General features: G+C 69.8%; 11 protein-coding genes. 4 read left to right on the top strand and 7 right to left on the bottom strand.

Going from position 1 to position 11890, the window contains the following annotated elements; genetic code table 11:
• Positions 1-27: 27 nt before the first annotated feature.
• The 3 genes from ACN6O8_RS05360 to ACN6O8_RS05370 form a co-directional block, all read right to left on the bottom strand.
• Positions 28-408, bottom strand: coding sequence for an RNA-binding S4 domain-containing protein (locus ACN6O8_RS05360; protein ID WP_427990021.1), 381 nt, complete (start codon positions 406-408; stop codon positions 28-30).
• A gap of 142 nt (positions 409-550) precedes the next feature.
• Positions 551-1540, bottom strand: coding sequence for a tripartite tricarboxylate transporter substrate binding protein (locus tag ACN6O8_RS05365; protein WP_427990022.1), 990 nt, complete (start codon positions 1538-1540; stop codon positions 551-553).
• Positions 1537-2373: an amidohydrolase family protein gene (locus ACN6O8_RS05370; protein WP_427990023.1), complete on the bottom strand. Its 837-nt coding sequence runs from the start codon at positions 2371-2373 to the stop codon at positions 1537-1539. The genes ACN6O8_RS05365 and ACN6O8_RS05370 overlap by 4 nt, the downstream gene beginning before the upstream one ends.
• 130 nt (positions 2374-2503) lie before the next feature.
• Here ACN6O8_RS05370 and ACN6O8_RS05375 point away from each other — a divergent pair, with 130 nt between their 5' ends.
• Complete coding sequence (locus tag ACN6O8_RS05375; protein WP_427990024.1) at positions 2504-3391, top strand: LysR substrate-binding domain-containing protein; 888 nt, start codon at positions 2504-2506, stop codon at positions 3389-3391.
• Between the two features lie 100 nt (positions 3392-3491).
• Positions 3492-5330 carry an ABC transporter ATP-binding protein/permease gene (locus ACN6O8_RS05380; protein ID WP_427990025.1) on the top strand — a complete coding sequence of 613 codons (1839 nt, stop codon included), beginning with the start codon at positions 3492-3494 and terminating at the stop codon, positions 5328-5330.
• Between the two features lie 52 nt (positions 5331-5382).
• On the opposite strand, the gene ACN6O8_RS05385 is transcribed toward ACN6O8_RS05380, so the two are convergent.
• The 3 genes from ACN6O8_RS05385 to ACN6O8_RS05395 form a co-directional block, all read right to left on the bottom strand.
• Positions 5383-6186, bottom strand: a complete 804-nt coding sequence (locus tag ACN6O8_RS05385; RefSeq protein ID WP_427990026.1) for an aspartate dehydrogenase — start codon at positions 6184-6186, stop codon at positions 5383-5385.
• A 208-nt stretch (positions 6187-6394) separates the two neighbouring features.
• The gene (locus tag ACN6O8_RS05390; RefSeq protein ID WP_427990027.1) at positions 6395-7783 is read right to left on the bottom strand and encodes an amidohydrolase; all 1389 of its coding nucleotides are present in this window, start codon (positions 7781-7783) and stop codon (positions 6395-6397) included.
• 120 nt (positions 7784-7903) lie between these two features.
• Positions 7904-9397, bottom strand: coding sequence for an MFS transporter (locus ACN6O8_RS05395; protein ID WP_427990028.1), 1494 nt, complete (start codon positions 9395-9397; stop codon positions 7904-7906).
• A gap of 159 nt (positions 9398-9556) precedes the next feature.
• On the opposite strand from ACN6O8_RS05395, the gene ACN6O8_RS05400 reads away from it, so the two are divergent.
• Positions 9557-10216 (top strand): TetR/AcrR family transcriptional regulator, encoded by a 660-nt coding sequence (locus ACN6O8_RS05400; RefSeq protein ID WP_427990029.1) that lies wholly within the window; start codon positions 9557-9559, stop codon positions 10214-10216.
• Positions 10217-10264: 48 nt separating this feature from the next.
• On the opposite strand, the gene ACN6O8_RS05405 is transcribed toward ACN6O8_RS05400, so the two are convergent.
• Complete coding sequence (locus ACN6O8_RS05405) at positions 10265-11215, bottom strand: adenosine deaminase (protein WP_427990030.1); 951 nt, start codon at positions 11213-11215, stop codon at positions 10265-10267.
• A 349-nt stretch (positions 11216-11564) separates the two neighbouring features.
• Here ACN6O8_RS05405 and ACN6O8_RS05410 point away from each other — a divergent pair, with 349 nt between their 5' ends.
• Positions 11565-11861: a hypothetical protein gene (locus ACN6O8_RS05410; protein ID WP_427990031.1), complete on the top strand. Its 297-nt coding sequence runs from the start codon at positions 11565-11567 to the stop codon at positions 11859-11861.
• Positions 11862-11890: the final 29 nt, after the last annotated feature.

The raw sequence follows: 11890 nt of genomic DNA on the forward strand, positions 1-11890 counted from the left end.
GGCGGGGCCGGGGGCGGCAACGCCGTCCTACTTGCCCCGCATCTGGTCGATCAGCCGCCGGTCGCGCTTGGTCGGCCGGCCCGCCGCGATGTCCAGCGCCGGCTCGGGCGCCAGGCGCCGCATTTCGGCCGCGCGTGCGCGCGCGGCCGCGCTTTCCGGGGTTTCCTCGTACAACTGGCGCGCCACCGGCGCCGGGCCGCGCACGCCGCTGACCGCCACCACGCGCACGTGCATGGCCGGGTCTTCCTTGCGGATGCTGACCACATCGCCGGCGCCGACTTCGCGCGCCGGCTTGGCCGGCTGGCCGTTGACCTGCACGCGGCCCTTGCCGATCTCATCCACCGCCAGGCTGCGCGTCTTGTAGAAGCGCGCCGCCCAGAGCCATTTGTCGATCCGTATCTTTTCCATCGTCGCCATCGCGAAATCGCGTCATCACCCCCCATGATAGCGGCTGGCCTCAACCCGCCCCGCGCCACCAAAAAAAAGGGGCGCCCCGCGGGGCGCCCAAGACCGGCAAACCGGCATGCGGGCGCAGGGCGCCCGCCAGTACTCAATCGAGTTTCAATCCGGCTTCCTTGACCACGCGTTGCCACTTGTCGATCTCGGCGCGGCGGAAGGTGTCCAGGTCGGCCGGGGTGGAGCCGATCGGCTCGGCGCCGATGCCTTCGAGCTGTTCGGCGATTTGCGGATCCTTCAGCACCTTGGCCAGCGCTTGCGACACCTGGTTGACGATTTCCGGCGGCGTGCCGGCGGGCGCGAACACCGCGTTCCACTCGTAGGTTTCGTAGCCGGGCACGCCGGATTCGGCGATGGTGGGCAGGTCCGGCGCGGCCTTGGAGCGCTGCGCGCCGCCAAGGGCCACCGCGCGCAGCTTGCCGTTCTTCACGTGCTGCCAGGCCGAGCCCATGCTGGCGAACATCACCGGCACCTGGCCCGACATCACATCGATCATGGCCGGGCCGCCGCCCTTGTAGGCGACGTGCTGCAACTGGGTCTTGGCCAGCAGGTTGAAGAGTTCGCCGGCCAGGTGCTGGGCCGAGCCGGGGCCGGCCGAGGCGAAGTACACCTGATCCTGGTTGCCGGGCTGGCCCAGGCGGATCAGGTCGGCCACCGTCTTCACTTCGTACGACGGCGTCACCACCAGCACGTTGGGCACCCGCAACAGCAGCGACACCGGCGCGAACGCGCTCAGGGTGTCGAACTGCATCTTGGGGTGCAGGGCGGGGTTCTGCGCGTGATTGGAGGCGTCCAGCATCAGCGTATAGCCGTCGGGCTGGGCCTTGGCGACCACGGCGCCGCCGATCATGCCGCCGGCGCCGCCGCGGTTTTCAATGACCACCGGCTGGCCCAGTTCGGCCGCCAGCTTGGGGCCGATCAGGCGGGCCACCACGTCGACCGTGCCGCCGGGCGGGTAGGTCACGACCAGCGTGATGGCGCGCTCGGGGTAGGCGGCCGCCGCGGTGCCGGCGGCACCGGCCAGCAGACCGGCGGCGGCCAGCAGGCGGGCGTGGCGCGCCAGGCGTTTGAACAGAGGGGTCATTGGAATTCTCCTTGGAATTGGAACAGCCGCAACGGCGTGTCGGCGAGTACGGCGCGCCGCTGCGCGGGGTCATCGATCCAGTCGTCCAGCCATTGCGTGGCCGCGGGGTAGGACGCCAGGTGGCGATGCTCGGTGTGAGGCCAGTCGCTGCCCCACATCAGGTGGGCCGGCGTGTAGGCCCGCAGCAGTTGGCGCACGGCCTCGCGCCCGTCGCTGGCACAGGCCGGCCCGCTCCAGTTGCGGTAAGGGGCCGACAGCTTGACCCAGACCCGGCCGCTGGCGGCTTGCCGCAGCAGGTACTGGAAGCCCGGGTCGGCCACGCCCCGCGCCGGATCGGGGCGCCCGAAATGGTCGACCACCACGCGGCAGCCGGCCCGCAGCAAGGCCGGCATGATATCGGCCAGGCGCGCGGCCTGCACGTGGACCTCGACATGCCAGTCAAGCGCATTGACGCGTTCGAGCAGGTGTTGCCAGGCGGGCGCCGCCAGCGCCGGCAGGTCCAGGCCGATCAGGTTCAGGCGGATGCCGACCACGCCGGCCGCGGCCAGCGCTTGCAGCGCCGCATCGTCGATGGCGGGATCCACCACCGCCACGCCGCGCAGCCGCGCCGGCGCGGCGCGCAGCGCCTGCAGCAGGTGGCTGTTGTCGGTGCCGAGGAAGCTGGGCTGCACCAGCACGCCGTGCGACAGCCCGTGCGCGTCCAGCAGGCCCAGGTACTGGGCCAGCGTGGCGTCGTAGTCGGGCGTGTGGCGGCGCGTGTCCGCCAAGGCCAGGCCCTGGCGAAAGACGTGGGCGTGGCTGTCGACGGCGGGGCCGGTGACGGGTGGGGGCAAGGCTGTCTCCTGCGGTCTTCGGTGCATGCCCCAACGGGGTGCACATCTGTAAGGTTCTGTAAACCGGATTCTAGGCAGCCGGGGTATAGTTTTCTATTCTGTAAACCTGCTTTATTCATATTGGATTGATATGGAAACCCGCCATTTGCGTTATTTCCTCGCGGTGGTCGACCATGGCAGCGTGAGCCGCGCCTCGGAATGGCTGGGCATTGCCCAGCCGGCCTTGAGCCAAGCCCTGGGCCGCATGGAAAAAGACCTGGGCGTGCGCCTGTTCGAGCGCTCGCGCCAGGGCGCCACGCCGACCCCGGCGGCCCTGGCCATCCTGGAGGACGTGCGCGCCAGCATCGCCCGGATCGACGCCGCGGCGCGCCGGGCCCGCGAGATCGGCCGCGGCAGCGCCGGCCAACTGACGGTGGGGCTGGTGTCTTCGGCGCTGTTCAACACCCTGCCCAGGGCGCTGCGCGAAATGCGGCGGCAGGCGCCCGGCGTGCGCGTGATCCTGCGCGAGATGAGCAACGCCGAGCAGGCCGAGGCGCTGCAAAGCGGCGAGATCGACATCGGCCTGATGCACACCCCGGTGGCGGTGGGCGGCCGCATGCGCGAGCGCCAGTTGTTGCGCGACCGGCTGGTGGCGGCGGTGCCGGACGAGTTCGATGTCGCCGCCGACGGCCAGGTGTCGATGGCGCAGATCGCGCAGGCCGGCCTGGTGATGTATCCGCAGGCGCAACTGCCGGCGTTCTACGCCGACATCCTCGACGCCATGCGCAAGGGCGGCCATGACGCCCACGTGGCGCAGGAGGCCAACCGCACCCTCACCGTGCTGGCCTGCGTGGCCGGCGGCTGCGGCGTGGCGCTCTTGCCCAGCTGGATCCGGTCGCTGGATTTCCGTGGCGTGCGTTTCTGCGAGGTACGCGACGGCGAGCGCCTGCCCAGCTTCGATCTGAGCGCCATCTGGCCGGCGCGCTCGGTGCCGACGCTGGCGGATCTGTTCGCCAACCTCGATCTGGGCGGGCAGTGATCGCGCCCGCGAACCCTTAAGCCACGCTTAAGACCGGGCGTTCGTCGGAACCACGACGCCACCGCCGCTCTAAACAGAAACGACGTTAGAGGGGCTGTTCATGGATCTGGACTGGCAGCAGCAGCTGTGGGAAAGCGCGCTGTGGATCGCGCGCGCATTCGGCATCAGCGCGGTCGCGCTGGCATTGACCGCATTCGCGCTCTCGCGCGGGACCGACTGGGGGCGCAAGTTCTGGCGCCTGGCCTGGCCGTACCTGACGCCGCGGCGCAGTTGGCGCCCCTTGCTGACGCTGGCCGCGCTGCTGTTGCTGGCGATGTCCGCGGTCCGCATGACCGTGCTGTTTTCGTTCTGGTACAACGGCTTCTACAGCGCCCTGCAGGCGCTCGACCCGACCGCGTTCTGGCGCCTGCTGGGCATCTTCGCGATCCTGGCCGCGGTGCACGTGGTGCGCACGCTGGTCGACAGCTACGCCGGCCAGGCCTTCGACATCCATTGGCGCGTCTGGCTCAACGACCGCCTGACCGGCGACTGGCTGGCGGCGCGCGCCTACTATCGCGGCCATTTCGTCGATGAACCGGTGGACAACCCGGATCAGCGCATCGAGCAGGACATCGCCGCGTTCGTGACCGGCTCGCGCACGCTGGCGATCGGCGCCCTGAGCGCCGTGGTGTCGCTGGTGGCGTTCACCGCGATCCTGTGGAACCTGTCCGGCGCGCTGGACGTGGCCGGCGTGGAAATCCCGCGCGCCATGGTGTTCATGGTGTACCTGTACGTCATTGTCGCCACGCTCTTCGCCTTTCGCATCGGCCGGCCGCTGATCCTGCTGAACTTCCTGTCCGAGCGGCTCACCGCCAATTTCCGCTACGCCTTGCTGCGCCTGCGCGAGAACGCCGAGAACGTCGCCTTCTACCAGGGCGAGGCGGTCGAGCGGCGCACGTTGTGGACGCGCTTTTCGGCCTACATCGCCAACCTGTGGGCGCGGGTTTACCGGGGCCTGAAGTTCGACGGCTTCAATCTGGTGGTGAGCCAGGTGGCGGTGGTGTTTCCGTTTCTGCTGCAGGCGCAGCGCTTTTTCAGCGGCGCGATCAAGCTGGGCGACGTGATGCAGACCTCGCAGGCGTTCGGCCAGGTGCAGGATTCGCTGTCCTTTTTTCGCACCTCGTACGATGCGTTCGCCCAGTACCGCGCCACGCTCAACCGCCTGGCCGGCTTCCTCGACGCCAACGCGGCGGCCCGGGCGCTGCCCGCGATCGAGACGCAAGCCGTGCCCGACGCGCTGGAGATCGCCGCGCTGGAGGTGTCGCGTCCCGACGGGCAAGCCTTGCTGCGGCGGCTCGACCTGTCGTTGCGGCCGGGCCAGGCGCTGCTGATCAAGGGGCCCTCGGGCAGTGGCAAGACCACCTTGCTGCGCGCCGTGGCCGGCCTGTGGCCGTATGCGCGCGGCACGGTGCGCCGGCCGCAGGGCGCGGCGGCCTTGTTCCTGTCGCAGCGCCCCTACCTGCCGCTGGGTACGCTGCGCGACGCGGTGGCCTACCCGGGGCATGCGCGGCAAGCGGACGACGCGCGCCTGGCGGCGGCGTTGCGCGCGGTGAACCTCGGCCATCTGGCCGGACGGCTGGATCACGAGGCCGACTGGTCGCGCATCCTGTCGATCGGCGAGCAGCAGCGCGTGGCATTCGCGCGCGTGCTGTTCAACCGGCCCGCCATCGTGTTCCTGGACGAGGCCACGTCAGCCACCGACGAGGGCTTGGAGCACATGCTCTACGGGCTGCTGCGCGAACACCTGCCGCGCGCCATGCTGGTCAGCGTTGGCCATCGCGGCACGCTGGACGCATTCCATAGCCACCGGCTGGATCTGGACGGCGCGGGCGGCTGGACGATGGCGGCGATGCGCCCGGCGCCCGATCCGGGGCGGGCGCGGTCGGTGGCGGCGGCGTGAGCGCTGGGCGGCACGGAACGCGCGCGCCCCCGGGGCGCGACGCCTGGCTTGCTCAGGTGCCGACCCGCAGCGGGCCGGTCAGCTTGCGCAGCGCCGCGATCACGCTTTGCGCGGTGATGCGGCCGGTTTTCGGATTGGCCGACGGAATGTTCTGGATCTCCATCGAGAACGACGCGGCATCGGACACCACTTCGACGCGATGGACGTTGCGCTCCAGCGACGGGTCGGCCCAGATCTCCAGCGTGGTGCGGTCCGGGCCGATGCCGGCCAGCGACACGCTCACCGCCACGTTCAGATTGGCCGGAAAGCCCACCGCCGCCTCGCGCGGCGAGCCGCGGAAGATCAGGCGCGGTTCGGTGATGCCGTCGATGTCGATGTTGTTGTCGGTCAGGTACGGCGCGCCCAGCAGGCCGCGCACCGGCTTGCGCGTGATCATCGTCACCGAGTGGATTTCGCCCTCGGCGGCGGCGGTGATCGCGTCCAGCCCCAGGATGGCGCCGGACGGCACCAGGATCTGGCCCTGGTGGCGCCGCGCCAGTTCGATCAGGTCATCGTGGCGCAGCAGCGCGCCGGAACTCAGCACCACCAGCTTCTTGCCGGCGCGCAGCACCGGCTCGGCCAGTTCGCGGAACACGGCGGCGGGGGCGCATTCGACCACCACATCGCAATGCGCGGCCAGGTCGCCGATGGTGGTGAAGACCGGCGCGGCGCTCCGCCACGCCACCGCCGGCGCGGTCTGGGGATCGCGCACCGCCACGGCGGCCAGGGTCAGGCCGGGCAGGCCGGCATCCAGGGATTGCGCCACGGCCTGGCCGATGGCGCCGAAGCCGGCGATGCCGACGCGGTAACTGTTCATGAGGAATCCGGTAAAGGGCTCGCGGCGCGCCGCGAAGTTCGCAGGCCGGCCGGCGGCAGCGTGGCCGGCCAGGGTCGGCGGTCACTGTAGCCAGGGGCCGGGCGGGCGTCAATCGTGCCGCCCGCACACTTGCTCGCCGCGCCATGCATGGCGCGCCGGGTTCGCGGCCAGCGGGCCGGCGTCCGCTTGACGCGCGGCCCGCGCGGGATCAACTGCCCCTGCCGGCCTTGGCCATGTAGTCGACCGTCAGGTTCGACAGGGCCCGCACGCCGTTGATCAGGCCCGACTCGTCGACGTAGAAGCGCGGCGAATGGTTGGGCGCGGCGCTGTCGGGGTTGACGTCCTTGGGCGTGACGCCCAGATAGAAGAACATGCCCGGCACCTGCTCCTGGTAGAACGAGAAGTCCTCGGACGCCGTGGACTTGGGCTGCAGGCCGTAGTTGCCTTCGCCGGCCACGCGCCGCAGCGTCGCGCCCATTTCCTCGGTCAGGCCGGGGTTGTTGACGGTGGCGTTGTACAGCTCCACCACGCGCACGTCGGCCTTGGCGCCGGCGCTTTGCGCGATCTGCGTGGCGGTGCGTTCGATGCGCTGGTGGATGTCCTTCTTCATGCCTTCGTCATAGGTGCGGATGGTGCCCGTCATGGCGACGCTGTCCGGCACGATGTTCATGCGGTTGCCGCCATGGATCGCGCCCACGGTGATGACGGCCGGCTCCAGCATGCTGTTGATCTGGCGGCTGGGAATGGTCTGCAGGCCCAGGATGATCTGCGAGCTGACCACGATCGGGTCGATGCCCGACCACGGCCGCGCGCCGTGCGTCTGCTTGCCGGTCACGTCGATCCAGAACTGGTCGGCCGCCGCCATCGCCGGGCCGCTGCGCCACGACAGCTTGCCCACCGGATAGCTGCTGGACACATGCAGGCCGAAGATCGCGTCGACCTTGGGATTGTCCAGCACGCCTTCCCGCACCATCATCTTGGCGCCCCAGATCTTCTTGCCGTCCGGCTCGAAGTCGGCCGGGCTCTCCTCGGCGGGCTGGAAGATGAACTTGACGCTGCCGGGCAACTGCTCCTTCATGCCGGCCAGCACTTCGGCGGTGGCCATGAGGATGGCGGTGTGGGCGTCGTGGCCGCAGGCGTGCATCACGTCCACTTCCTTGCCCAGGTAGGTGCTCCGGGCCTTGGAGGCGAACGGCACGTCGACCTGTTCCTTGACCGGCAGCGCGTCCATGTCGGCGCGCAGCGCCACCACCGGGCCGGGCTTGCCGCCCTTGAGCAAGGCCACCACGCCGGTGCCGGCCACGCCGGTCTTCACGTCCATGCCGAGCGCGCGCAGGTGATCGGCCACCAGCTTGGACGTGCGCGTTTCCTGGTTGCCCAGCTCGGGGTGCTGGTGAATGTCGCGGCGCCAGGCGATGAGCTTGTCCTCGATGGCCTTGGCGCGCTGGTCGATCTGCGCGGCCAGTTCCGGCAGCGGGGCCGGCGCCAGCGGCCCTTGCGTGCCGGGCGCGCTCTGCGCGGCGGCCGGGCCGCTCAGCGCCAGGTGCGCGGCCAGCGCCAGCGGCGCCAGGCGGAACAGGAACTTGCGGTGTTGCATGGCATGTCTCCTCGTGGTTGTTAACCTGTTATTGGGCGGAGATATTACCGGAGCGCCACCGTCGCGGCGTGCTTGTTACGCCTGCTTAAGAACGGCGCCGTTTGATTCCGGGCGCTGGAATTACGCGGCGCGCAACGCCGGCCGCGCGCCGCGCGTGACCCACAACAGCAGCAGCGCCGCCAGCAGCGAGGCCACGCCGGCGCCGGCCATGGCGGCATGGAACCCGCTGGCCAACGCATCGGCGAACAACGCCGTCACGCCATCGGGTTGCGCCGGCAGCACGTGCCGGGTGACCGCCACGCGCGCCACCGCCCGCGCGTCCGCCAGGCCCTGCCGCGTCAGCGCCGCGGCCAGGTGCTCGACCGCGCGGCCGCTCATCAGCGCGCCCAGCAGCGCGATGCCGATGGTCATGCCGGTCTGGCGCAGCGCGTTCATGGTGGCCGACGCCATGCCCGAGCGTTCGCGCGGCACGGTCGCCATCACCGCCATGCTGGTGGCCGGCACCGCCAGCCCCATGCCCAGGCCCAGCAGCACCATCAGCGAACCCGACAGCGCATAGGGCGTGTGCGCGTCAAAGCTCAGCATGCCCAGCATGGCGGCGCCGACCATGCCGTAGCCGGCGATCATCAGTCGCGGCAGGCCGAAGCGCGGGTTCAGGCGGCCGAACACCGTCGACAGGATCCCGGTGGCCACGAATTGCGGCGCCAGTTGCCAACCGGCTTGTAGCGGCGACAGACCGCGCACGTGCTGCAGGTACAGCGAAAAGAAGAACAGACTGCTGTAGGCGCCGAATCCCATGACGAACGAAGCGAAGTTGGTGCTGGCGAAGCCGGCGTCGCGGAACAGGCCCAGCGGCAGGATCGGGCGCGCCACCGTGTGCTCGACCCACAGGAAGGCGATCAGCCCGACGGCGGCCACGGCCAGCGCGGCGAGAGTGGCCGGCGCGTGCCAGCCATGCTCGCCAGCGGTGATCAGGCCATAGGTCAGCGCGCCCAGCCAGACCACACTCAGGGCCTGGCCGGCCGGATCGAAAGCGGCATGTTCGGGATGCGCGCTTTCCTGGATGCCCCAGGCGCCCAGCGCGATCGCCAGCGCGCCCACCGGCAGGTTGATCAGGAAAATGCTCTGCCAGTTGAAGTGCGCCACCAGCAATCCCCCCAGCATCGGCCCCACGATCAACGAGATGGCATTGCACGAGGCCCACAGGCCGATGGCGCGGGCGCGCTCGGCGGAATCGGGAAAGGCCTGCGTCAGCAGCGACATGGCGCCCGGGATCAGCAGCGCGCCGGCCACGCCTTGCACCGCGCGGCCGGCCAGCAGCAGCGGCAGGTTGTCGGCAAGGCCGCAGAAGGCCGACCCCAGCGTGAACAGCACGACGCCCGCGAGCCACGAGCGCTTGCGGCCATAGCGGTCGCCCAGCGGCCCGGCCGAGAGCATGAAGGCCGACAGGCACAGCGCGTAGGCGTCCACCACCCATTGCAGGCCGGCCATGTCGATGCGCAGCGCGGCCTGCATGGTGGGCAGGGCGACGTTGACGATGCTGATGTCCAGGATGGTGATGAAGCTGCCCAGGTTCACGGCGAACACCAGGGCGCGGCGGCGGGAGGCATGCATGCGGAAGGGCCGGGAAGGGAATGTGAGATCGTATTCTAGTAATCGACCGACCGTCGGTCAATAGATAAAAAGACGCATTCCCAGTTGTTCCCGGAAGCCACGCCGGGCGTCTCCTCTACTACACTGGCGACCATTGAGAACGATGTAACCCCGCTCGCGATGGCCCCTGTTTCCGCCAAGTCCGCCGCCCGATCCTCAGCCCGGCCCGCCGCCCAGGGCGCCGTCGCCCCGCCATCGCGTACCAAGCCGGCGGCGGTGCGCCTGGGCGAATTGATGGCGGCCGCCGAAGACCTGTTCGTGCGCCAGGGCGTCGAAGCCACCACCATCGACCAGATCGTGGCGCAGGCCGGCGTGGCCAAGGGCACCTTCTATCACTACTTCTCGTCCAAGGCGGATGTGCTGGCGGCGCTGCGCGCCAAGTTCTCGCAAGGCTTCCTGGATCGCATCGACGCGGCCATGGCGGCCTGCGCGCCGGACGACGGCGTGGCGCGCCTGCGGGCCTGGACGCGCGCCGGCGTGCACGCCTATTTCGACGGTTACGCGCTGCACGACGTGGTGTTCCACGACGTCAACCATCCGCATCGCGGCGCCACCGAGCGCGCGGCGGTGCTGGCGCAGGCCGAGGCCATGTTGCGCGCCGGCCAGCAGGCCGGCTGCTGGCAGTTGGCGCAACCGGCGTTGACCGCGATCCTGCTGTACCACGGCATGCACGGCGCGGTCGATGATGCCATCGCGCGCGGCGCGGCCGACGCCGACGCGCTGGCGGCCCGGTTGATTCCGCCGTTCCTGCGCTTGGTGGGTGCGCCCGGGGCAGCTTGACTTCCTCCCCCGGTTCGTTGATCAACGGGCTCAGCGCGTCCGGCCGGCCTACTTCAGGATGCGCGCATCCATGCTGTTGTCGGCCAGCGCCCGCGCCTGGGCCTGGGTCATGCCCAGGTGCTCGTACAGCGCATGGAAATTCTCGTTGACGTAGCCGCCGAAATAGGCCGGGTCGTCGGAATTGACCGTGACCTTCACGCCGGCGTCCAGCAGCGACAGGATGTTGTGCTGCGACATGTGTTCGAACACCCGCAGGCGCGTGTTCGACAGCGGACAGACGGTCAGCGGGATCTGCTCGTCGATCAGGCGCGCCATCAGGCGCGGATCCTCGGCGGCGCGCACGCCGTGGTCGATGCGCAAGACCTTCAACAGATCCAGCGCCTCCCAGATGTACTCGGGCGGGCCTTCCTCGCCGGCATGGGCCACGGCCGGCAGGCCCTCGGCGCGGGCGCGGTCGAAAACGCGCTGGAACAGGCGCGGCGGAAAGCCTTTTTCGCTGCTGTCCAGGCCGACGGCGATGAAGGCGTCGCGATAGGGCAGTGCCTCGTCCAGCGTGCGCATGGCCTGTTCCTCGGGCAGGTGACGCAGGAAACTGAGGATCAGGCCGCTGCTGATGCCAAGCTTGTCGCGGCCGTCTGCCAGCGCCTGGCTGATACCGTCCAGCACCACCTTGAACGGCACGCCGCGGTCGGTATGGGTCTGCGGATCGAAAAAGGGCTCGGTATGCACCACGTTCTGTTCGTGGCATTTCACCAGGTAGTCCCAGGTCAGGTCGTAGAAGTCCTGCTCGGTGCGCAGCACGTCGGCGCCGCGGTAGTACAGGTCGAGGAACGCCTGCAGATTGCCGTAGTTGTAGGCGGCGCGCAGGGCGTCCATGTCGGGCCACGGCAGCGCCACGCCGTTGCGGCGGGCCAGCCGGAACAGCAGCTCGGGTTCGAGCGTGCCTTCCAGGTGCAGGTGCAGTTCCGCCTTGGGCAAGGTGTTGAGCCAATCGTACATGGGTGCTCCTAAGTGGGGGTATTGACGGCCTGCGCCCGCGTGCCGGCGAACGCGCGCGTCCGGCGGCATCCACAGGTACCGGTTCGCCGTCAGCATCTCGCGGCCGAATGCCCGTGACAGGGCGCCGATCATATCCGGAATCGGCGGGCCATCCCGAGGCGGCGCCATTGCCCGGCCGCCGGGGACGCGGCGGCCGGGCAGTGGCGATGCGCCGATTATTGTCCCGCGCCGAGTCCTTGGCAACGCGGGCCGGGGTTTCGGTAGAGTTCGATGCCAGGCAGGCGGGGGGGCGATGCGCATGAAGACAAGGCGGGAACCCGGGCGGCCCGGGGCGGGCCGCGAACTAGTCATGGTTTTCTGCCGCTACGCCAGCTTCTTGTGGGCGCTGAACAGCGTCTTCTTCGTCTCCGTGGCGGTATTCAACAACCTGGGGCATGCCGCCTATGCGACGGCGGTCGGCTGGTTGCGCGCCACCGTGGGCACGCTGCCGTTCGTCTGGCTCGGCGCTCGCCTCGGCGGGGCCGAAGGCGTGTTGCTGGGGCAGACCCTTGGCTTTGCGCTGTCGAGCCTGCTGGCACTGGCGCTCTGCCTGCGTGTTTTGCGCCGTTCACCGCCAGGCTTGGCGGCGGCCAGCATTGTGGGGTGATCGATGGGGCGCGGTGACAGCCGTGGTCC

This window comes from Achromobacter sp., from assembly GCF_050285565.1.
GTDB lineage: Bacteria > Pseudomonadota > Gammaproteobacteria > Burkholderiales > Burkholderiaceae_B > Achromobacter.